This is a genomic window from Mycobacterium basiliense (genome assembly GCF_900292015.1).
GTDB classification, from domain to species: Bacteria; Actinomycetota; Actinomycetes; order Mycobacteriales; family Mycobacteriaceae; genus Mycobacterium; species Mycobacterium basiliense.
This window is the reverse complement of record NZ_LR130759.1, coordinates 4781717-4803475: the sequence shown is the minus strand read 5'-3', so window position 1 is coordinate 4803475 and position 21759 is coordinate 4781717. Positions and strand designations below refer to the sequence as shown.

Below are 21759 nucleotides of genomic sequence, written 5' to 3'. Positions count from 1 at the left end.
GTTCTCGCGCGTGGGTGGCGTACGCTCCCGCGCCACCGCAATTGGAGAGAACCTGTGCCCGAAGCCGTGATCGTGTCCGCCCTGCGTACTCCCATCGGAACAGCGCGGAAAGGAACATTGCGTGACACCTCCGCGTTCGACCTGGCGCACCACGTGGTCAGCGAAGCCGCGGCGAATCTGGACTCTGGGCAGGTCGACGATGTGATCCTGGGCGAGGGTCTGTATGGCGGCGGCGTGGTCGCCCGCCATGCGGCCATCACGGCCGGTCTTGGCCAGGTGCCCGGCCTGGCTCAGAACCGGCACTGCGCTGCCGGACAAGCGGCCGTGCAGAGTGCCGCGGCAAGCGTGCGCGCCGGGATGGACCGGCTCATCATCGCCGGTGGGGTGAATTCGGCCTCTACCTCGCCGCGGTGTCGGATGCACATCGATGGCGAATGGGTCGACTGGTATCCGCCGACCCACCCCGACCAGCCGGACGCACCCAACATGGACATGTCGATCACCGTCGGCTGGAACGCGGCCGTGGCCGCCGGGGTGAGCCGTGAGGAGATGGACGCCTGGGCGCTGCGCTCACATCGCAATGCGATCGCCGCCATCGACGAAGGACGGTTCAAGGAAGAGATTGTTCCGATCCAGACGCCGCACGGTGTCTTTGCGGTCGACGAACATCCGCGCCGCGACACGACCATGGCGAAGCTGGCCGCGCTCAAGCCCCTGCATCCTGAAATCGAAGGATTCTCGATCACGGCGGGCAATGCCTGCGGTGTCAACGACGGTGCCGCGGTGTTGGCCATCGCGACCGGCGAGCTCAGTGACCGGCTCGGACTGCCGCCACTGGCGCGGGTCATGTCCTGGGCGTCCGTGGGCGTGGACCCTGCGGCCACCGGCCTGGCGCCGGTCGAGGCCATACCGAAAGCCCTTGCCCGTGGCCAGCTTTCGATCTCTGACGTGGACCTGTTCGAAGTCAACGAGGCATTCGCGTCGATGTGCGTGGCGACGGTCAAGATGCTCGATCTCGACCCGGACCGAGTCAACGTCAGCGGCAGCGGGTGCTCACTGGGACACCCAGTGGCAGCGACTGGCGCCCGAATGCTGGTGACGCTGGTGCACGAATTGCGCCGCCGCGGCGGCGGCATCGGAGTCGCGGCGATGTGCGCGGGCGGCGGCATGGGCTCGGCGACGGTGATCGAGGTCGGGGCGCCATAATGCGTGAATGGACATAGCCGATCTGATTGCCGCTGCGCGCAAAGGATCTCAGCGCGCCGCGGGTCGGCTACTCAGTCTCGTCGAGGGAGAGCGCCGAGACGAGGTACTGGCGGACGTTCGGGCTGTGCCGGGGCACCCGGTGCGAGTCATCGGCATCACTGGCCCTCCGGGCGCGGGCAAGTCAACAACGATCGCAGCCCTAGTCGCTGCCTACCGAGAGCGCGAGTGCCGGGTTGCGGTGCTGGCGGTGGACCCGTCCTCGCCGTTCAGCGGCGGCGCATTGCTTGGCGATCGCATCCGAATGGCTGCTCATATCAACGACTCGGATGTGTTGATCCGCTCGATGGCCAGTCGCGGTCATCTCGGCGGTCTGGCCGTCGCAGTTCCCGCGGCAATTGGGCTGTTGGGAGCCATCAGCTACGACACCGTCTTGCTCGAGACGGTCGGCGTCGGCCAGTCGGAGATCGAGATCGCGGCCCTCGCCGACCCGACCGTGGTGATCCTCAACCCGGGGGCGGGCGACGCCGTACAGGTCGCCAAAGCCGGGTTGCTGGAGGTCGCTGACATTGTCGTGGTCAACAAGGCCGACCGCGACGGGGCTGCGCAAACCGTGCGGGACTTGCGCGCCGAACTGAGTCCGCTCGGGGCTCCGATCGTCAGCCTGGTGGCCGCGCGCGGTGACGTCGGGCAGCTGGTCGCGGCGATTGATGCCCATCACCGCAGCGACAGCCACGCCCGCCGGTTGTCACGCGCCCGAGCGCAGATCCTATCGTTGGCGCAGACCAGGCTGCGTAGCCGAGCAGACCTTGATCGACTCGCAGCGGAGGTGGTCGCGGGTCGCGATGATCCCTATTCGGCCGCCGAACAGTTGCTATGCCCGCCGTCCCAGAAGCCGTGAAGGGCTCATCGCCCGACGGTGTAGGGGTGCCCATTTAGCCCGGTTTGCCAGCGCGCCAGCCGCCCATGTCCCCCGATCAGGGGACCGGTCGCCGACCGCTTTTTCGTCCGATCGGTGGAGTTAGCTGGAGGGGATAGTGCCTACCGTTCCTTTGGTGACGACAACGGCAGGCATCGCCGTCGGCAAGTCGATGGCGAGTACCGACTCACAAAGCGATGCCCACAGCGCCGTTGTGCGCGTGCAAACCGTTGTCGCCGTTCCTCCGGGCGTATACGTCGGCGGTGGCTTGGGCGGCGCCAAAGCAAGATTCTTCCGGACGCCAAGAGCGGCCTGTCTTAGCGTTGCATCGACGGGCCCTCGGGGCGCCCGCGCTCTGCGAGAGCGGGCCGCTCGTCCGGGCAGCCCAGCCGACCACGGCTATCCGAACGTCATCTGGCTGCTGCTGAGCGGGAACCTGGTTGTGCGTGCGGCCGGGTTCGCCTACCCGTTCATGGCGTTTCACGTGGCCGGGCGGGGCTACACCGCGGGAGCAGTTGGCGTGGTCCTGGCCGCTTTCGGGCTGGGTTGGGCCACGGGGCAGCTGACCTGCGGTTGGCTGGTGGACCGCATCGGACCTCGGGCGACGTTGTCGTCCACCATGCTGCTGGCGGCCGCCGTGCTGGCGCTGATGGCCGAGGCCCACACCGTGCCGGCGCTGGTGGTGGGAGCCATGGTCACCGGTGTGGTCTACGACGCGCCGCGCCCGGTGCTGGGCGCCGCGATCGCCGAATTGGTCCCCGACCCTCGGCGACGAGCAAAGATCGACGCCTGGCGGTTCGGCTGGATCGTCAGCATCGGCCGCGCCATCACCGGTGGCATCGGTGGGCTGCTCGCCGGCTGGTCGGGCGTGCCGTTGTTGTTCTGGGTCAACGCGGCGGCGTGCGCGATGCTTGCGCTGGTAGCGGCGTGCTGCATCCCGGCACCGACCCGAGTCGCGACTGGGCGGACCGCGACACGGAGGCACCGTCGTCACCCGGTGGTGACGCGGTCGGTGGCCGATCACACCAGTTGCCGCCGCGCGTTTTCCGACGGCCGGCTGGTGCTGCTGTTCCTATCCAGCCTTGCGACGCTGACGGCCGTGCGAGGTTTGTATGCCGCGGTGCCGATGCTGATGGCCGACAGGGGGTTAGGCGCGACGGAATTCGGTTGGGCACAGCTGGCGAATGCCGTTGCGGGCAGCGGGCTGACTCCGCTGATCACTCCCTGGTTGGGCCGCAAGGTCGTGGCCCGCATTCAGCCGCGACTGGACATCCTGGCCGTCGCTGGCGGCTGGACGGCGATGAGCATGGCGGGTGCCGCGCTCGCCCACACCACCCTGGGATTTGCCGTGGCGACCGCGGCATGTACTCCGGGCGAGATCGCGTGGTTCGTCATCGCTGCCGGGGTCGTGCACCGGATCGCACCACCGGCGAGTGGCGGGCGCTATCACGGAATCTGGTCGATGACGCTGGCAATTGCTTCGGTGATCGCGCCAATTATGGCTTCGTACAGCCTGACTCACGGTGGCCATCGGGCTGTCGCGCTGGTGACGGTCACCGTCGGCATGATCGGTGCCGCGCTGTGCCTACCGCTGGGCCGGACATTGCGCGGGTCCACCACGGTCCCAGCTTTGAGCGGGTGTCGCTCTGCAAGATCGTGATTCCACCGCGAGAGCGCCCAAGAGCACCTAAAGCGCCTAAGAGCACAAAAGAGGAAGAAGAGGAAGGAGGCGACATATGACTGGGAGTGGTGCGCGGTCGGCTGAACGGTTGGTCGATCGCCTCGAGCTGTATCGCCGGATGTGGGTGCTGCGGCTGCTCGACATGGCGCTGGAACAGTTGCGTGCCGAAGGTTTGATTTCCCGGCCGGTGGAGTCGGCCCTCGGCCGTGAGGCCGTGGGCATCGGTGCGACGGCGGCATTGCGGGCGGGGGATATCGTTATCAGCGCCCGTCGCGCGCATGTCTCGCACGTCGGCGTTGGCCGTCCACTTGGCTCGATGATCGCTGAGTTGATGGCCGGTCCCGCAACCAAGTCCGGCGCCGATGACGACGACCGGCGGCCCGACACGCCCGCCGAAGGGAGGTTGACCGCCCCACGGGTGGGGGAGCACTCGCCGTTGTTGGCGATCGGTCACGCGTACACCCAGTGGCTGGATGCCAGCGGTCGGGTCACCCTGTGTGTTGCCGAGGACGTCGATCTAAATTCCGGAGCAATCAATGAGGCCGCGAACATGGCCATGTTGTGGCAGCTTCCGGTGGTGATTCTGGTCGAGAGCGTCCGCCGTGCGACGACCGTCGGTGCGGACGGCCAGGAATGTGATGCCCGGTTGTATCCGACCGCTGTCTGCAAAGGCCTGCCCAGTGAGACCGTCGACGGCGACGACGTCGAAGCGGTTCGAGACTGTGTCGCCAGGGCGGTCGAGCGGGCTCGCGCAGGAGGCGGGCCGAAGCTTGTGCGAGCCAGCATCGCTCGGAATGCCGAATTCGTGATGACCGACCGTGGTGATATTGGCGAACACCCGGCCACCGAGGGGTTCCCGGATCCGTTGATTTCCGCCAGCCGGCGGCTCATTGCCGATGGCGTCGACCGCGAGCAGCTCGACAATGTTGAGCAAACAGCGCGCCAACTCATCGCTGACGCCGTTGCTTTGGCCAGGAGCGGGCCACGGCCCGCCGATGGCGGGTTCGGCCATACCGTGACCAAAGCGGACGGGCAAACCGGGAGCCGTCGATGAAGCCGCACGAAGTTGCCTGCGGGCATCGTCGGTGCGCCGTGGAAGGGAGTTGAGGTGTTGGCCATCCCGTCCACCGCGCGCGGCGTCCGCAGGGCGAGTGGTTGCGCCGACCGAACGGGGTCCATCGACTCCAGGCTCGACAGCTCGCCATCGGAGTACGGTGTTCCGGTGGCGGTGACCAGCGACGTGGAACTGGAGCGGGTGCGCAAGCTACATCAGTTGCGCTCGTACCGGATCGTTGCGGTGCTCCGCATCGGCGTCGTGGCTTTCGTGGTCGCGGCGATGATCGTCGACACCCCACAGAAGGAATGGTCCCGGCAGATTTTGCTGGTCACGCTGTATGCCGTCGCGGCGGTTTTCGCCCTGGTGCTGGCGTTTTCGCCGGAGCGGCAGCGGATCGGTGTGCGCCGACGCGCCGGCGTGAGCAAGTGGGAACCGCTCGCCTTCACCGGCGTCGACATCGTGGCGCTGACCGGCTTTCAGCTACTGTCCGAAGAGGGCATCTATCCGCTGGTAATGATGACCTTGCTGCCGGTCTTGGTGGGCGTCGACATTTCGTCGCGGCGGGCGGTGTTGTTGTTGACGCTGACACTGGTTGGTTTTGCTCTCGCCGGGGTGCACGACAATGTGCTGCTCGGTGACGCGGGGTTGCCGGATACCGTGTTTCTCTTCTCGCTGTATGCGTTTTTGTGCGCCACAGCATTTTTGGTGGTTCGCACCGAGGAACGACATGTTCGCTCGGTCGCCGGTTTGAGCGCGCTGCGCGAGGCACTACTAGCCCAGACGATGACCGCCTCGGAGGTGCTGCAGCGCCGAATTTCGGAGTCCATTCACGACGGGCCATTACAAGATGTGCTGGTGGCGCGTCAGGAACTCATCGAGTTGCAGGCCGTGTGGCCGGACGATGAGCGAGTCAACCGTGCCCTGGCCGGTCTGCAGAGCGCATCAGAGCGACTGCGGCAGGCCACCTTCGAGCTGCACCCGGCCGTCCTCGAGCAGGTTGGGTTGGGTGCGGCGGTGGAACAATTGGCAGCGTTCACGGCGCGCCGATCGGGCATCAAGGTCACCACCAACATCGACTACCCAATCCGCAGTGAGGTCGACCCGATCGTGTTCGGGGTGGCCCGGGAGTTGTTGTCCAACGTGGTGCAACATTCGCGGGCCAAACGCGTGTCGGTCACCCTCGGGATCGTCGACCACATGTGCGTGTTGAACGTGGCCGATGACGGTGCGGGCATCAATGGTGAAACCATGGCGCGACGCCTGGGTGAGGGACACATCGGCCTGGCCTCGCATCGAGCGCGCGTCGATGCCGCGGGCGGCACGTTCGTCTTCCTGAATGCTCCTGCCGGCACCCATGTTTGCGTCCAACTACCGCTGAAGTCGTGAGCGAACCGTGGTGCAGTCCGAGCATCCGAGCGCACGGTTAGTCGAGCAGCCCCTGCCGCATGGCTTCGGCAACCGCGGCTGCGCGGTCACTGACGCCAAGCTTTTCGTAGAGCCGTTGCACGTGGGTCTTGACCGTCGATGGCGCCACATACAGTTCGCCCGCGATCGCGGGGATGCTTTGCCCGCGGGCAATGCGATTGAGCACCTCGCGTTCACGAGCGCTCAACACTGGAGCCATCGGGGCAGCGCGCTGGCGAATTTCACCGGCAAGGCCCCCCACCAGAGAGGGTGCCACCACATCGCGACCCTTGGCGCAGTCGAGCACCGCCGCCACGATCTCGGTGCGCGTCGAATCCTTCAACAAGAATCCGGCCGCTCCCTGCTGCAGTGCCTGGTACACGATCGCTGACTCGTCGTGGGCCGAAATGAGCAGCACCCGGGTCGGCAGATCGTTGCTTCGCACCGCCGCCGCCACCTGTGCCCCATCCATGCCCGGCATCCGGTAGTCGAGCAACGCCACGTCGGGCTGGTGAGTTTTGATCAGCTCCAGCGCCGTTGCACCGTCGTCAGCTTCGCCGACAACGTTCACCGAACCGCTCAACGCAAGGGCGCGCACGACACCCTCGCGAAACAACGGGTGATCATCGCCGACCACCACACGCACTTTCTCGGGCTTAGTCATATCCCGCGCCGACCATGGGCTGAGTTTAGCTGGTGGTTCACTAGGATCTATTCGCATTTGCCAGACAACGTTGAGCGCATGTCGCAGCGACGGCTGGTCCGCGGCCAGCGCTGCCGTCGCGGTTGTGCCGACCGACCGTTCGGATACAGACATGCGAGCCCGGAAATCTGGCGGTCCGCCCGTGCGTACGTATGAGTACGGTGGTCCTGTGGTCGTGACCAGAGACGCAGAACTGGCGCGGGTGCGCCGGATGCACCAGCTGCGCTCCTACCGAATCGGCTCGGTGCTGCGGATCGGAGTGGTGGCGTTCATGGTCACGGCCATGCTGGTCGGCACGCCCCGCTCGGAATGGGGACCGCAAGCCGTCCTGATCGGCGTGTACACGTTTGCTGCATTGTGGGCCCTGGGATTGGCGTATGCGCCGTCGCGGCGCCATGTTGCGTTGCGCCGATTCGCCAATATCGGCAAATTCGAGCCCGTTGGCTTTACCGCCGTCGACGTGTTGGCGTTGACCGGTTTTCAGCTCGTGTCCACCGATTCGATCTATTCGCTACTGATCATGACGTTGTTACCGGTGCTGGTTGCCCTCGACGTGTCGTCGCGACGAGCCGCGGTGGTTTTGACGTTCTCACTGCTGGGCTTCGCGCTCGCGCTGGCTCAAGACCCGTCGATAGTCCGCGAAAACGGGTGGCCCGAGGCGGTCTTTCGATTCGTGCTCTATGCGTTTTTGTGCGGCACCGCCTTGGTGGTGGTCCGAATCGAGGAACGGCATGCCCGCTCGGTGGCAAGTCTGAGCGCATTGCGCGAGGAGTTGCTCGCTCAGACAATGACGGCCTCGGAAGTGCTTCAGCGACGCATTTCGGAATCCATTCACGATGGTCCCCTGCAAGACGTGCTGGCCGCGCGCCAGGAACTCATCGAGCTGAAGAGCGTGGCGCCCGATGATCACCGGGTAACCACCGCGCTGGCGGGCTTGCAGAGCGCATCCGAACTGCTGCGCCAGGCCACCTTCGAACTGCATCCGGCAGTCCTCGAGCAGGTCGGGTTGGGCGCGGCGGTGGAACAGCTAGCCGCGTTCCATTCGCAGCGTTCGGGAATCAAGATCAGTACCGACATCGACTACCCGGTCCGCAATGACATCGACCCCGTCGTGTTCGGTGTGGCCCGCGAGTTGTTGTCCAACGTGGTGCAGCATTCGCAGGCCCAACATGCGTCAGTCAGACTTGGCATCGCCGACGGGGTTTGCGTGTTGGGTGTGGCCGACGACGGCGTCGGGATCAGTGGCGAGAAGATCGCGCGTCGGCTCGGCCAGGGACACATCGGACTGGCATCACATCGTGCCCGGGTCGACGCTGCCGGCGGATCGTTCGTCTTCTTGGATACGCCGACCGGCACCGACGTTTGCGTCGAAGTTCCGCTCAAACAGTAGACGATCGCTACTGCAGGTCGACTGACTTGCCGGTGGCCGCGGCGTAGCCCGCGCGATAGCCGAAAACCATTGCCGGGCCAATAGTTCCGCCTGCGCCGCCATATGCGCGGCCGGTCGCACCCGCCATCGCATTGCCCGCGGCGAACAACCCCGCGATGGGATCGCCACTGACATGCAGAACACGTGCATCCCGGTCGGTGCGTGGTCCGCCCTTGGTGCCCATCGCACCGATGACAACGGGCACCGCGTAGTAGGGCGGGGTGTCGATGGGGCCGAGCGTTTTTCCGGCAAGGGTGGTGGCCCGGTCGTCACCCCAATAACCGTCGTAAGCGCTGGAACCTCGTCCGAAATCCGGATCGGCACCGGTCGCGACATTGTGGTTCCATTGCTCGATCGTGCGGGCCAACCCACCGGCATCGATTCCGGTTTTGATGGACAGTTCGGCCAGATCCCGCGATTCGCAATACCAGTCCGGCACCGGCTGGCCGGGTTCGATGCCCAGGAAACCGTAGCGCTGAAGGTGCATTGAGTCGACGACGATCCACCCGCGATCGTTGATGTACCCGCCCCTGGGGTCAAGGTAATGGAAGGCGCCGGCCATCGAGTTGTAGTCGCATGCCTCGTTGACAAATCGCCGCCCGGCTTGGTTGACGATGATGCTGCGCGGCCGGGTGCGCTCCAGCCGCACGCTGCGACTGCGTTGCTTGCCATCGATGGTGTCGTTTGGGATCCGTACGATCGGCACCCACCACGCCTCGGCCATGTTGGCCAGCTCGGCGCCGTGAGCCATCGCCATGCGCAGTCCATCGCCGGTGTTGTTTGGAGGCGAGACCGCCCCATGCATCGGGCCGCGCAGGAACGCTTGCACCAGAACCGGATCCCATTCGAATCCACCGGTTCCCAGGATCACCCCGCGCCGGGCGCGCACGTTGAAGCTTTCCGGGGGCGGGCCGATTCGCACCCCGGTGACTTCGCCGCCCTCGACGATCAGGTCCTGGGCCGGTGCGTTCGTATGGATCGCTACCTCGGTATCGAGTAGACCCCGCAACAGCCCAGCGATCAGTGCGGCGCCGGCCACGCACAGGTTGCCCGACCGGGGATCTGCGGTGTCGATGTCGGAATGCAGCCGTGCCCTGGTCTCGGCGTCGAATCCGACGTTGGACCAATCTTCGGGAAAGCGGGTGATCCGGTGGGCCCAGTCGCCCACCTGGCCAAGGTCGAACGGAACCGCGCTGAGCGAGCGACCGCCGGCCGGCTGTCCCCCGGGCAGCTCGGGCTGGTAATCGGGAAAGCCGGCGGCGATCTCGAAACGCAGGCCGCTGTGCTTCTCGACGAAGTCGAGCATGGTCGGGCCGGTGCGCACGAACGTTTCCACCAGCGCGTCATCCATCGAACCGAAAGACTGTGCGCGCAGGTATCGCAACGCATCGGCCACCGTTAGCTCTCGGTCGGGGCACCGCTGGTGGGCGGGAACCCAGGCGATCCCGCCCGAGACGGCCGTTGTGCCACCGATCGTGGGCGCCTTTTCGAACACCGCCACCGAAGCGCCGGCGACAGCAGCCGTCAGAGCGCTGGTGAGCCCGGCGGCGCCGCTGCCGAGCACGACGACGTCGAATTCTTGATGCCAACACATGCTCGGTGTCCCTTCAGCTCAGCAGCGCGGCGAGCTGCTCGGCGGCCCGGATGACAGCGCTCTGGCTGCGCATCACGACGTCTTCCCGGTGCGAGATGAGGTTGATGCAGGTGGGTGGGAACGGCGCCGAACGCCGGACGGGCACCGCAAACCCATACGTGTTGGGTTCGATCTCTCCGAAGGTCGTCACCCAGCCGCGCTCCCGGGTCACGGCGACCAAGTCTCGTTCGCCTGGCCTCGGCGGCATGCTCGCCAGCAACGCGATTCCAGCGGCGCCGCGGTCCAAGGGATATCTACTGCCCTCATGGAAAGCGAGCTGGTAGGCGACCTGGGTTGGCACGATCACCGCGATTGCCACCTGCTCGTCTCCCTCGGCCATCAGCAAGGAGACGGTTGTGCCCAAGTCGTTGGCCAACGCACGTAGCGTGGGCAAACTCAACTGGCGCACGTTGTGGTCGAAGGATGCGCCGAGCACGGCTAGGCGGGCTGCGGGTCGGTAGCGCCCGTCCTCGCCCTTGGAGACCAGTCGGAACTGGGTCAATGTCGATAGCAGGCGGTAGGCGATGGTGCGGTGGACACCGACCTGATCGGCAACCTCTTGCAGGGTCAAACCCGTGGTCGACGCCGCTACCAACTGCAGGGCGGTCAGACCCCTGGCCAGGGTTTGCGATCCGGTCCCGGAACCCGTCACAGCCTTGACAGACCAACATCCGAGAGCGAAGCTCTATATATATCGCACATCAATGTGCGATATTAGCACATAAGATAGCGCGAAACCGAGAATCTGATTTCCGAATGCGAGGCCAGCGAGGAACCGTGGCGGAGTTCGAAAGCGTGTGGAGCGATCTGCAGGGCGTCGCGTTCGAGCAGGGCTACCTCAAGACCGCAGGCGAGGCCGGAATCCGAACTCGCTACCTGCGGGCCGGCGATCCGGACAAACCGGTGCTGATGCTGTTGCACGGCTCCGGTGGTCACGCCGAGGCCTACGTTCGCAATCTAGCCGCGCACGCCGAATACTTCTGGACCTGGTCGATCGACATGCTGGGCCACGGTTACACGGATAAGCCCGGGCATCCACTCGAGATCCCGCACTACGTCGAGCATCTGATGGCTGTGCTGGAAACGATTGGCGCCCGGCGCGTATCCATCAGCGGTGAGTCGCTGGGCGGCTGGGTGGCCGCGCGGGCCGCGGTCGATCATCCCGAGGTGGTCGAACGGCTCGTGCTGAACACAGCGGGCGGTTCACAGGCCGACCCGAAAGTGATGCGGCGGATCATCGCGTTGTCCATGGCAGCCGCCCAGGACCCGACCTGGGACACCGTGCAGGCGCGTATCAAGTGGCTTATGGCTGACGAGTCGAAGAACTACGACGATCTGGTCGCCTGTCGGCAACGCATCTATCGCCAACCGGGCTTTGTGGCGGCGATGCGCGACATTATGGCGTTGCAGGATCCACAGATTCGGGCCCGAAACCTGCTGGGGCCGCACGAATACGGAGCCATAACCGCGCCCACGCTGGTACTGTGGACCAGTCACGACCCGACGGCCGGCGTGCCGGAGGGGCGCCGGATTGCCGCGATGATTCCAGGAGCCCGTTTCGAGCTGATGTCGGGTTGTGGCCACTGGCCGCAATACGAGGACGCCAAGACCTTCAACCGCCTACACCTCGACTTCCTTTTGGGGCGCTGATGGCTGGATCTGGGCGACACACGCAGTTCGATGTGCTGGTGGTTGGTGCTGGTCCGGTTGGCCTGACTCTCGCGAATATCCTTGGTCTGCAAGGTGTCCGAACGCTCGTTGTTGAGGAGCGGGCGACGTTGATCGATTATCCGCGCGGTGTCGGGCTGGACGACGAGGCGCTGCGTACCTTTCAGGCGATCGGCTTGGTGGATCGAGTTCTACCGCACACCGTGCCCAATCAGATTCTCCGGTTCTTCGACGCCAAGCGCCGCATGCTCGCCGAAATAGCGCCGCCTGATGCATGTTTCGGTTGGCCCAAGCGCAACGGCTTCGTTCAGCCGCTGGTCGATGCCGAACTGCTGTGTGGCTTAGGCAGATTCGAGCATGTCGAAGTGTGGTGGCACCGTACGGTGACCTCATGCGCGCAAACCGAGGACGCGGTAGTCGTCGACTGTGGCGGTGACGGCGGCAGGTCGACTGTGCGTACCAGCTACGTCGTCGGTTGTGATGGAGGCCGCAGCATCACCCGCCGGATGATGGGCGTGTCCTTTGACGGCACCACCTCGCCCACCCGCTGGCTGGTCGTCGACATCGCCAATGATCCGCTCGGGCATCCCAACAGCGAAGTCGGTGCCGATCCGGCACGTCCGTACGCATCGATATCCATCGCCCACGGGATCCGCCGGTTCGAGTTCATGATCCATGCCGACGAGTCCGATGAACAGGCCGAGGATCCGGCGTTCTTGAACCGAATGCTGGCACGAGTGGTGCCGCACCCGGACCGGGTCGATGTGATCCGGCGCCGCGTCTACACCCACCACTCGCGAATCGCTGGCTCCTTCCGCAGCGGCCGCCTGCTACTGGCCGGGGACGCTGCCCATCTCATGCCGGTGTGGCAAGGACAGGGATACAACAGCGGTATCCGGGATGCCGCCAATTTGGGCTGGAAGCTGGCGGCGGTGGTCGCGGGGCAGGCGGGTGCTGCCTTGCTGGATACCTACGACATGGAACGGCGCAAACACGCTCGAGCGATGATCGACCTGTCCACCATGGTGGGACGGGTGATCTCGCCGACCGATCGCAGGCTCGCGACCGCGCGGGATCTGGTCGTACGCGCCGCATCGGTGGTGCCTTCCCTCAAGCGTTATGTGCTCGAGATGCGGTTCAAGCCGATGCCGCGTTACCAGCGCGGCGCCGTGGTACATACCCGACCCGGCGAGCGCGGTTCCCCGGTTGGCACGCTGTTCATCCAACCGCGGGTCGATGTCCGCGCCCAGCAGAACGTCCTATTGGACGACGTGTTGGGTGCCTGGTTCGCCGTGCTGTGCTGGAACAACAACCCGCGCGAGATTCTCGGTGCCGAGGCGTTTGCTACCTGGAAGACTTTGGGCGCCCGATTTATCGCGATCCGACCGCAGGTGCAGCTGCACTGGACCGGCCAGGACGACCCTGACGTGGTGATCGTTGGGGATCGCAGCGGTGAACTCAAGGCGTGGTTCGACGGGCACACCGAATCGGTGCTATTCCTGCGCCCCGATCGGTGTATTGCGGGCGCGTGTATCGCTCAACTCGCTGCAGAAATGACCACATCGCTGGTCGACGCGCTCACGCTGACTCCGAGAGGCGGTGATTTCCAAAGTGCCACTGGCTCTGTGCTGTATGTCCCACAGCCCGCTGCTGAATCTACCGGGGCCGCCACGGGACCTGCTTGACGATGTCAATGCCGCGATCGCCGAAGCAAGAAGATTCGTCCGGGATTACGATCCCGAACTCGTCGTGATCTTCACGCCGGATCACTACAACGGGTTCTTCTACAAGGTGATGCCTCCGTTTTGTATCGGGATGCGTGCCAACGGAGTCGGAGATTATGGGACCTACAGCGGTCCGCTTGATGTGCCGCACGGCACGGCGGAGGAGTGCGCCAAAGCCGTGCTTGGCGCGGGCGTCGACATTGCGGTCTCGGAGAGCATGGACGTCGACCACGGAACTGTGCAGCCGCTGGAAAAGCTCTTCGGGAGCGCGACCGCACACCCGGTAATACCGATCTTCATCAACGCGATCGCCGCCCCGCTCGGACCGCTGAGCCGGTGCCGGGCGTTGGGCACCGCGGTGGGCGGCTTTCTTGCCGCTCTGGATAAGAGAGTGCTGGTGATCGGATCCGGTGGGCTCTCGCACAGCCCGCCGGTACCAACGTTGGCCGGTGCGAACCCGGCCATCCGGGCGCGGATCGTGCACGGTCAGCCGTTGACCGCCGAGGAACGTCAGGCTCGACAGACGGCGGTGATAGACGCGGCCAAGAGCTTCGCGGCCGGACGTGCCGAGCTGCAACCGCTGAACGCGGCCTGGGATCACCGCCTGCTGGAGGTAATTGACGGCGGCCACCTGCCCGATCTCGATCGTTGGTCGAACTCGTTCGTCACTCACGAAGGTGGCAGCTCCGCACATGAAATCCGCACGTGGATCGCGGCGTTCGCGGCGCTGGCAACGGTGGGTCCCTACCGGACCGACGTGCGCTACTACCGGCAGGCCGCCGATCTCATCGCCGGGTTCGCCATCAGAACGGCGGTTCCCGTCACATGACTGCCGAGCCATTGGGCATCTCGGTGGAGCCCGGCGAGTTCGATCAGGTTGTGGACGTGCTGGTGGTTGGGTCCGGTGGCGGTGGCATGACGGCCGCGTTGAGCGCTGATGCCGCCGGCTTGCAAACCTTGGTCGTGGAAAAGTCGCGCTACTTTGGTGGTTCCACCGCGCTATCGGGGGGCGGCATCTGGGTGCCGGGGGCTCCTGCGCAGCGCCGGGAGGGCTATAGCCCTCCTTCGGAGGGGGTGGTTGAGTACTTGCGGCAGATCACCGGCGGGCTGGTCGATGAGGCCCGGATTCGTCAGTATGTCCACTCCGCCCCCCAAATGCTGGAGTTTTTGGAAGCGCTGTCGCCGTGGCTGCAGTTCGTGTGGAAGCCTGGCTATGCCGACTACTACCCGGAATTGCCCGGAGGGTCCGAACTCGGCAGTACCATCAACGTGCCAGCCATCGACCTGCGTGCACTCGGTCCTGACGAGCAAAATCTGCTCAAGCCACTGGCCTTGGCTCCCAAAGGGATATGGCTGGGTCCCAAGGAACTACGCTCGTTTTATCTGATCAGACAGTCGTGGAGTGGCAAAGGCGTCCTCCTGAAGCTGACTTCGCGGATGATCAGGGCGAGGGTTCTTGGCGAGCGAATGGCGGCAATCGGGCAGTCGCTGGCAGCTCGGCTGCGGCTGGCAATGCGGGAGCGCGAGATTCCGCTCTGGCTGGGCTCGCCAATGACCGAACTGCTCACCGGCGCAAGCGGATCGGTAGTCGGTGCGCTGGTACAAAGAGGTGTCGCCCTGCAGCGGATCGGCGCACGCCGCGGGGTGATCCTGGCAAGCGGGGGTTTCGATCACGATCTGGTCCGACGCAAAGAACATCAGCCCGTCGTCGACCAGGATTGGAGTTTCGGAAACCCGGCGGCCATGGGCGACGGCATCCGAGCCGGCGAAAAAGTCGGTGCCGCAACCGAGCTGTTGGACGAGGCCTGGTGGTTCCCGGCCATCCAATGGCCGGACGGTCGAATGCAATTCATGCTCAACGAACGCATGATGCCGGCGCAGTTCATCGTCAACGGTGCCGGCAAGCGGTTCATCAACGAGGCGGCGCCCTACATGGATTTCGGTCACGCGATGATCGAGGGCCAGAAGTCCGGTGTCACACACATCCCATGCTGGCTGATCACCGATCATCGCTCGTTCAATCGCTATGTCGTCGGCGGGCATTTGCCGATACCGAAGATTCCTTGGGCGCCGGTTCCCACCGGCCGCAAACCGCCCCCGGCGTGGTTGGAATCGGGTGTCGTCATGGCCGCATCGAACTGGGATGAGCTCGCCACCAAGATCGGCGTTCCAACAGCCCAACTGCGGGCTACCGCCACCCGTTTCAACGAACTCGCCCGCAAGGGGCACGACGATGATTTCAACCGAGGCGACAGCGTCTACGACAACTACTACGGCGATCCGACCCTGCCCAATCCAAATCTTTCTCCGCTCGGCGGCCCGCCCTTCTATGCCTTTCGCATTGTGCTGGGCGACTTGGGCACTTCAGGGGGTCTACGCACCGATGAATACGCACGGGTATTGCGGCCCGACCACACCGTGGTGGGCGGCCTGTACGCGGTGGGCAACACTTCGGCTCCGGTGATGGGCCGTAGCTATGCCGGCGCCGGTGCAACCATCGGGCCGGCGATGACTTTCGGCTTCGTCGCGGCGAAACACGCTGCTGCACAACAGGGCACATTCCGGCCGACCCGGACCAGAAATACTCATGGGAGGTAACGATGAAAATCTCGTTGTTTTACGAATTCGCTCTACCGCGGCCCTGGGCGCCCGACGACGAGCGCATCCTGCTGCAGGATTGTCTCGATGAGGTTGAAGCCGCGGACAAGGCCGGGTTCGCCACCGTCTGGCTCACCGAGCACCATTTTTTGGAGGAATATTGTCATTCCACCGCGCCGGAAATCTTCTTGGCGGCGGCCAGCCAGCGCACCAAGAACATCCGGCTCGGGTTCGGCATCATGCATCTCCCACCCGCAGTCAACCACCCCGCCCGGGTCGCCGAACGGATTGCCACCCTCGATCTGTTGTCCAACGGGCGAGTGGAGTTCGGCACGGGGGAATCCTCGTCGGTCGGTGAACTCGGCGGGTTCAACATCGACCCGGCCGATAAGCGGGCGCAATGGGAGGAGGCGCTCGAAGTGGCGGTTCGCTGCATGATCGAGGAGCCCTTCGCCGGATTCCATGGCCAGCACATCCAAATGCCGGCCCGCAATGTCATTCCCAAGCCCATGCAGAGGCCTCATCCGCCGGTGTGGGTCGCCTGCACTCGCCCGGCCACCGTGCAGATGGCGGCTCAAAAATGCATCGGTGCCCTCAGTTTCGCCTACACCGGTCCCGGTCCGCTCACCGCGCGGGTCAACGGGTATTACAAGGAACTGGAAGAGAACGGCACCCCGGTGACGCCGCAGATCAACCCGAACATTCTGGCCATCGGCGGCGACTTGTCGATGATGGTCGCGCGCACCGACGAAGCCGCGCTGCAGCGACTGGCCCAGGGCGGCGGGTTCTTCTCGTTCGGGATAATGCACTACTACATGACCGGCGTGCACACCCCCGGGAGAACCGGTGTCTGGGAGCGCTATCTCGATGAGATCGCGAAGGACCCGACACTGGCATACGGGCCCGGACGCGGCGCGATCGGTTCTCCGGCAACCGTGCGCGAGTTCCTGCGTGGCTATGAGGACAGCGGGGTCGACGAAATCATTCTGCTGCTCAACCCCCGTAGTCACGAGGGCACCATGGAGTCCATCGAAATCATGGGCAAGGAGGTGCTGCCGGAGTTTATTGAGCGCGACGAAAGGGCGTTGGCGGACAAGGCCACCAGGTTGGCACCCGTCATCGACAAGATCGAAGCGCGCCGGATGCGATCGACCGCACCCGATTTCGACGAAGGCTACTCGTTCGGTGGCCTGCCCACCGGACGTGGCGGTCAGTTCACCGCCAGCGAGATTCCCGAGGCTATGGCCGAGATCAATGAGGGCCGGGTACAGGCGGCGCAGCGGGCCAAGGACCAGCATCGGTGACTACGAAAGCACTGCTGAACTAGGACTGGGAAAGACAGTTGGGCCGAATCGACGACCTGTGGCGCTATGACGGCCGCCGTGCGGTGGTGACCGGATGCGCCTCGGGGATAGGTGCGCAGGTTATGGCGCAGCTGTCCGCGCTCGGGGCGCGCGTGGTCGGACTGGACCAGCGGCCACCCGCGGCTCGAATTTCCGACTTTCGGCACATCGACCTCGCCGATCGGGCATCGATTGAGCGAGCCGCCGCGGCAATCGGCGGTCCCGTTGATGCGTTGTTCAACGTCGCCGGTGTTTCTTCCGGAATTGGAGATCCGCTGCGGGTGGTCACGATCAACTTTCTGGGATTGCGACATCTCACCGAAGCGCTCATCCCGATGATGCTGCCAGGATCGTCGATTGTCAGCGTGTCGTCGCTGGCCGCTGCCAGTTACCGGGAACATCAGCAAGAGGTCGCGCCGCTACTGCGGACTGCGACGATGCATGAGGGCATCGACTGGTGTCGATGCCACCCGCAGGTGCTGGGGACGGGCTATCGACTGTCCAAGGAAGCCGTCATTCTCTACACCATGCGTTGTACGGCCGGCCTCGGCGCCCGGGGCATTCGGATCAACTGCACCGGGCCCGGGGTAACCGAGACGCCGATCCTCGACCAGCTCAGAACCTCCTACGGCCCGCAATACCTGGACGGCATTGCGAAGCCGCTCGGTCGGGTCTGCGATCCTGGCGAACAGGCGGCAGTGCTGTTGTTCTTGAATAGCGCAGCGGCCAGCTATATTTCGGGGCAGGTACTGTGGGTAGACGGCGGAAATGTGGGTGTGACGATCGCTGGTGAACTCGAGGAAGGACCAGCCAATGGCTGACATGGCCGAATTCCGGCGAGTTGCACGCGATCTCAGTAATTGGGGACGATGGGGTGACGGCGACGAGCTCGGCACCCTGAACTTCATTACCGCCGAGAAGGTGCGGCGGGCGGCAAGTCTCGTCCGGCACGGCAAGGTGTTCGCACTCGGTGTTGATTTCGGGTCTTCGGGACCGCAGGGTGCGTTCGGATTCCGGCACAATCCCATACATCTCATGACCGTCGACGGCGGGGACGCCGAGACGTTGGCCCGGTACGGACCCGAGTGGAACCAAAACCCGACCGCTAAGCAGATGGGCGAGTACCTGGTCGACAACCCGTTCCGCTTCAACGACGACATGATCATCATGCCGCTGCAGGCGGCCACCCAGTGGGATGCGCTATCCCACGTGTACTACGACGACCAGCTCTACAACGGTTTTCCGGCGGGCTCGGTCACCAGCCTGGGCGCCTTTCACTGTGGCATCGACAAGGTTGACATCAAGGGGATTACCTCGAGAGGCGTGCTGCTGGATCTGGTGCGTCATCGCGGCGCTGAGGTTTTCCTCGAACACGGAAATCCGATCACCCCGGAGGAACTCGATGACGTGGTGCGCTCGCAGCGTGTCTCCATCGAGCCTGGGGATATCGTCCTCATTCGGACCGGCTGGTGGGCACGGTTTCTCATGACGGGTAACAAGACAGAGTCATACTCCGGCCTGGGCTGGCGGTGCGCCCAGTGGCTGCATGATCACGAGATTGCCGCTGTCGCGGCTGACAACCTCCAGGTCGAAGACCCGGTATCCGGAGTGGAAGGGCTGTTCTTGCCGTTCCACCTGCTGTGCCTGCGCGATATGGGCCTGATGCTCGGTGAGTACTGGGACCTCACCGCGCTGGCCGCCGACTGCGCCGCCGACGGTGTCTACGAATTCCAACTTGTCGCCCCGCCGCTGAGATTTACTGGCGCAGTGGGCTCTCCGGTCAATCCCATCGCAATCAAGTAGCGCAGACAGCGATGGAGATCCATCGACGAACCATCGCGGTCGACGGCCTCACCACCAGCTATCTGGAAGCCGGCGAAGGTGACCCGGTGGTATTGCTGCACGGTGGTGAGTTCGGTGCTAGTGCCGAGATAGGTTGGGAGCACAATATTTCCGTGCTGGCCGCACGACATTGGGTGCTCGCGCCGGACATTCTGGGATTTGGTGAGTCGGCGAAAGTTGTCGATTTCGTCGATGGTCGTGGGCTGCGGATACGGCACCTCGCCAGGTTTTGTGCCCTACTTGGCGTCGACGGCGCACACTTCGCCGGCAATTCGATGGGTGCCATCATGCTGCTCACCGACGCGACGTCGACTGCCCCACTGCTCCCGGTCCGGACCATGGCGATCATCTGCGGCGGTGGAGAGATTCAGCAGAATCACCACTTCGACGCGCTCCAGCGATACGATGCCACGCTGCCGGCGATGCGGCGCATCGTCGAGGCGCTGTTCCACGACGGCCGCTATCCGGCAGACGTGGACTATGTGCGGCGCCGCTACGAGTTGAGCATCGCTCCTGGAGCCTGGGAAGCAGTGGCCGCAGCGCGTTTTCGCCGTCCCGGTGGCGCGCCCGGATCGACCCCGTCCAGCACGCGTCCGTATGAACGGATCACGGTACCGACCCTTGTGGTCGAAGGTGGTGAGGACAAGCTACTTCCCGCCGGCTGGGCGATGCGGATCGCCGAGCAGATCCGGGGCGGGCAATTCGTGGTGGTCGATGAGGCGGGCCATTGCCCGCAAATCGAACAGTCGACTACCGTCAACGAGCTGCTGCTGGACTTCTTCGGCCGCTGAGTTCACCGGTCGGCGCTGCTCGCAGGAATGTCAGAAAACGTAGTTCAGTAGCGTCATCATCCCGGCTTCGCGGTGGTAACTGTTGTGGCAGTGCAAAGCCCACCAGCCGGGGTTGTCGGCGACCAGGATCGCCCGGAGTTGTTGCTTGGGGAGCACGATGACGGTGTCCTTGCGGGCGCCGGGCGTGCCGTCGGCCTTGATTATCTGGAAGGTGTGACCGTGCAGATGGATTGGGTGATACATCATTGTGGTGTTGTCGAACATCAGGGTCGGTCGTTCACCCATCCGGACATGAAGCGGATCAGTCTTGCGATACGGCTCTCCGTTGATTGTCCAGTCGTATTTCGCCATCGTGCCACCGAGGGTGATTGGCAGGCTGAGACCAAATTCGGGTCTACCCAGATTGACAGCTGTTGTGGCGGTGAACATCTCAACGATTCCCACTCGCTTGTTCAGTTCGGCGGGACGAAACTGCGGATCGGGTGTGCTGCCAGCACCGGTGGACAGGATCGCGCGCGCCAGCGCGTCTTTGCCTTCGGCGGATGCCACCAACGGAAACACGCCGCTGCCCGCGGTCACGATGACGTCGTACCGTTCGGCCATGCCGATCAAAAGCGCATCGACCTGGGTGGGAATCACCGGATAACCATCGGTGTGAGTAACCGTCATCGTATGTCCGGCCAACGCGACGCGGAAGGTCGTGTCGGAGCCGGCATTGATGATCCTGATCCGAATTCGCTGGCCTGGCTTGGCCTTGAAGGACGTGGGGGCATCTGGAATTCGGCCGTTGATCAGATAGTAGGGGTAGGCGATGTCGCCGGCGTCTCCGCCGAGCAGGGCGCTGGCACCCACGCCACCGCCCGGGGCGGGCGTCGTCCCCGTCGTCGGGGATGTCGACGTGGTCCCGGTGGTGGGAGTGCTCTTGTCGGTCGTTGTTGGGGTAGTAGTAGTCGGCGTGGTTTTCGTCGTTGTCGGGGTGCGGCTCGGCGAAGAAGCCGTAGTACTAGGCTGCGGCAGCTGTTGCACCGGCGACTTGTTCGGGTCAACCAGGGCGTCGTAGAGCTCTTGTGGACTCTTGCCCACGCCGTCGGTCCAGTCGTCAAGGACAACGATCCATTCGGCGTCGTAGCGGCCCGCTTCGGTCGGGTCGTCGACGATGAATGGCAGGTATAGGCCGTGGTCGTCCTCAAGGTCGACGTGGGGATGAGCCCAGTAGGTGCCGGCATCAGGTACCGAGAACCGATAGGTGAAGTCCTCGCCGGCGGCGATGTTCGGGGTCGCGGGCTCGACACCGTCCATGTCGTTGCGCAACGTGATGCCGTGCCAATGCACCGACGTCGCACGGTCAAGCTGGTTGCTCACCGCGATGACCAGTTCATCGCCGATGTTGGCGCGGATGATCGGCCCCGGGATCGTGTTGCCGTAGGCCAAGGTACGCACGAGTGGTCCGCCGAGGTCGATGTCTACCGGCTGGGGTGTCAAGGTGGCGGTGACGGTTCGCCCGGTGTGGGGCCGCGCCCGCTCGGCCGCGGCGATTGCATCGGCCATGGCCGCGTCGCCCTGTGGCTGGGTGGTCGGGTGGCCGCAACCGGCCAGCGCCAGCCCGCCGGCGATGCCGGCGCTAAAAAGGCCGCGTCTGCTAAGCCGCATTGCCCCGAAGGGGTGACCGCCTGGCAGCACCGCCATTTGCCGCTCCTTCGTCCAAGTCAATTCCGCCCCGCCTGATTCAGCCTGCTAGGACATCGAACATCGCGCAACCCAGGA

The 21759-nt window shown here is 64.6% G+C and carries 18 protein-coding genes; 14 read left to right on the top strand and 4 right to left on the bottom strand.

The window, feature by feature from the left end:
* The first annotated feature begins 54 nt into the window (after window positions 1–54).
* The 5 genes from MB901379_RS20305 (at window position 55) to MB901379_RS20285 (ending at window position 6246) form a co-directional block, all read left to right on the top strand.
* Window positions 55–1206 (top strand): thiolase family protein, encoded by a 1152-nt coding sequence (locus MB901379_RS20305; protein ID WP_158018246.1) that lies wholly within the window; start codon window positions 55–57, stop codon window positions 1204–1206.
* A 7-nt stretch (window positions 1207–1213) separates the two neighbouring features.
* A complete protein-coding gene (locus MB901379_RS20300) occupies window positions 1214–2104 on the top strand; it encodes an ArgK/MeaB family GTPase (protein WP_158018245.1) in 891 nt (296 codons plus the stop codon).
* 154 nt (window positions 2105–2258) lie between these two features.
* Window positions 2259–3782, top strand: coding sequence for an MFS transporter (locus MB901379_RS20295; RefSeq protein WP_408632308.1), 1524 nt, complete (start codon window positions 2259–2261; stop codon window positions 3780–3782).
* A gap of 76 nt (window positions 3783–3858) precedes the next feature.
* Entirely contained in the window at window positions 3859–4857 is a 999-nt protein-coding gene (locus MB901379_RS20290) for a thiamine pyrophosphate-dependent enzyme (protein WP_158018244.1), read from the top strand.
* A 168-nt stretch (window positions 4858–5025) separates the two neighbouring features.
* Entirely contained in the window at window positions 5026–6246 is a 1221-nt protein-coding gene (locus MB901379_RS20285) for a sensor histidine kinase (protein WP_158018243.1), read from the top strand.
* Window positions 6247–6283: 37 nt separating this feature from the next.
* Here MB901379_RS20285 and MB901379_RS20280 read toward each other — a convergent pair whose 3' ends face one another.
* Window positions 6284–6928 carry a response regulator gene (locus MB901379_RS20280; protein ID WP_158018242.1) on the bottom strand — a complete coding sequence of 215 codons (645 nt, stop codon included), beginning with the start codon at window positions 6926–6928 and terminating at the stop codon, window positions 6284–6286.
* Between the two features lie 208 nt (window positions 6929–7136).
* Here MB901379_RS20280 and MB901379_RS20275 point away from each other — a divergent pair, with 208 nt between their 5' ends.
* On the top strand, window positions 7137–8357 hold the full coding sequence (locus tag MB901379_RS20275; RefSeq protein WP_197717834.1) for a sensor histidine kinase: 1221 nt from the start codon (window positions 7137–7139) through the stop codon (window positions 8355–8357).
* A 7-nt stretch (window positions 8358–8364) separates the two neighbouring features.
* On the opposite strand, the gene MB901379_RS20270 is transcribed toward MB901379_RS20275, so the two are convergent.
* Window positions 8365–9990: an FAD-dependent oxidoreductase gene (locus tag MB901379_RS20270; RefSeq protein WP_158018240.1), complete on the bottom strand. Its 1626-nt coding sequence runs from the start codon at window positions 9988–9990 to the stop codon at window positions 8365–8367.
* A 13-nt stretch (window positions 9991–10003) separates the two neighbouring features.
* Window positions 10004–10681 carry an IclR family transcriptional regulator gene (locus MB901379_RS20265; RefSeq protein ID WP_158018239.1) on the bottom strand — a complete coding sequence of 226 codons (678 nt, stop codon included), beginning with the start codon at window positions 10679–10681 and terminating at the stop codon, window positions 10004–10006.
* 125 nt (window positions 10682–10806) lie between these two features.
* Between MB901379_RS20265 and MB901379_RS20260 the strand changes: the two genes are divergently transcribed.
* Genes MB901379_RS20260 through MB901379_RS20225 form a run of 8 tightly spaced genes read left to right on the top strand, consistent with a single transcriptional unit; the run spans window position 10807 to window position 19995 of the window.
* Window positions 10807–11679, top strand: coding sequence for an alpha/beta fold hydrolase (locus tag MB901379_RS20260; protein ID WP_158018238.1), 873 nt, complete (start codon window positions 10807–10809; stop codon window positions 11677–11679).
* On the top strand, window positions 11679–13382 hold the full coding sequence (locus MB901379_RS20255; RefSeq protein ID WP_158018237.1) for a bifunctional 3-(3-hydroxy-phenyl)propionate/3-hydroxycinnamic acid hydroxylase: 1704 nt from the start codon (window positions 11679–11681) through the stop codon (window positions 13380–13382). Before MB901379_RS20260 ends, MB901379_RS20255 begins: the two co-directional genes overlap by 1 nt.
* Complete coding sequence (locus MB901379_RS20250; protein ID WP_232021916.1) at window positions 13330–14250, top strand: 3-carboxyethylcatechol 2,3-dioxygenase; 921 nt, start codon at window positions 13330–13332, stop codon at window positions 14248–14250. The genes MB901379_RS20255 and MB901379_RS20250 overlap by 53 nt, the downstream gene beginning before the upstream one ends.
* Window positions 14247–16019: an FAD-binding protein gene (locus MB901379_RS20245; RefSeq protein WP_158018235.1), complete on the top strand. Its 1773-nt coding sequence runs from the start codon at window positions 14247–14249 to the stop codon at window positions 16017–16019. The genes MB901379_RS20250 and MB901379_RS20245 overlap by 4 nt, the downstream gene beginning before the upstream one ends.
* A 2-nt stretch (window positions 16020–16021) precedes the next feature.
* Window positions 16022–17323 (top strand): LLM class flavin-dependent oxidoreductase, encoded by a 1302-nt coding sequence (locus MB901379_RS20240; RefSeq protein WP_158018234.1) that lies wholly within the window; start codon window positions 16022–16024, stop codon window positions 17321–17323.
* Between the two features lie 38 nt (window positions 17324–17361).
* On the top strand, window positions 17362–18183 hold the full coding sequence (locus tag MB901379_RS20235; protein WP_158018233.1) for a coniferyl-alcohol dehydrogenase: 822 nt from the start codon (window positions 17362–17364) through the stop codon (window positions 18181–18183).
* Window positions 18176–19165 (top strand): cyclase family protein, encoded by a 990-nt coding sequence (locus MB901379_RS20230; RefSeq protein ID WP_158018232.1) that lies wholly within the window; start codon window positions 18176–18178, stop codon window positions 19163–19165. The genes MB901379_RS20235 and MB901379_RS20230 overlap by 8 nt, the downstream gene beginning before the upstream one ends.
* An 11-nt stretch (window positions 19166–19176) precedes the next feature.
* Window positions 19177–19995 carry an alpha/beta fold hydrolase gene (locus tag MB901379_RS20225; RefSeq protein ID WP_158018231.1) on the top strand — a complete coding sequence of 273 codons (819 nt, stop codon included), beginning with the start codon at window positions 19177–19179 and terminating at the stop codon, window positions 19993–19995.
* 30 nt (window positions 19996–20025) lie between these two features.
* Here MB901379_RS20225 and MB901379_RS20220 read toward each other — a convergent pair whose 3' ends face one another.
* Complete coding sequence (locus tag MB901379_RS20220) at window positions 20026–21681, bottom strand: multicopper oxidase family protein (protein ID WP_158018230.1); 1656 nt, start codon at window positions 21679–21681, stop codon at window positions 20026–20028.
* Window positions 21682–21759: the final 78 nt, after the last annotated feature.

Coding starts and splice junctions, on each gene's coding strand:
- MB901379_RS20280 (WP_158018242.1), bottom strand. CDS start 6,928: ATGACTAAGCCCGAGAAAGTGCGTGTGGTGGTCGGCGATGATCACCCG.
- MB901379_RS20240 (WP_158018234.1), top strand. CDS start 16,022: ATGAAAATCTCGTTGTTTTACGAATTCGCTCTACCGCGGCCCTGGGCG.
- MB901379_RS20290 (WP_158018244.1), top strand. CDS start 3,859: ATGACTGGGAGTGGTGCGCGGTCGGCTGAACGGTTGGTCGATCGCCTC.
- MB901379_RS20250 (WP_232021916.1), top strand. CDS start 13,330: ATGTCCCACAGCCCGCTGCTGAATCTACCGGGGCCGCCACGGGACCTG.
- MB901379_RS20300 (WP_158018245.1), top strand. CDS start 1,214: ATGGACATAGCCGATCTGATTGCCGCTGCGCGCAAAGGATCTCAGCGC.
- MB901379_RS20230 (WP_158018232.1), top strand. CDS start 18,176: ATGGCTGACATGGCCGAATTCCGGCGAGTTGCACGCGATCTCAGTAAT.
- MB901379_RS20225 (WP_158018231.1), top strand. CDS start 19,177: ATGGAGATCCATCGACGAACCATCGCGGTCGACGGCCTCACCACCAGC.
- MB901379_RS20220 (WP_158018230.1), bottom strand. CDS start 21,681: ATGGCGGTGCTGCCAGGCGGTCACCCCTTCGGGGCAATGCGGCTTAGC.
- MB901379_RS20270 (WP_158018240.1), bottom strand. CDS start 9,990: ATGTGTTGGCATCAAGAATTCGACGTCGTCGTGCTCGGCAGCGGCGCC.
- MB901379_RS20255 (WP_158018237.1), top strand. CDS start 11,679: ATGGCTGGATCTGGGCGACACACGCAGTTCGATGTGCTGGTGGTTGGT.
- MB901379_RS20245 (WP_158018235.1), top strand. CDS start 14,247: ATGACTGCCGAGCCATTGGGCATCTCGGTGGAGCCCGGCGAGTTCGAT.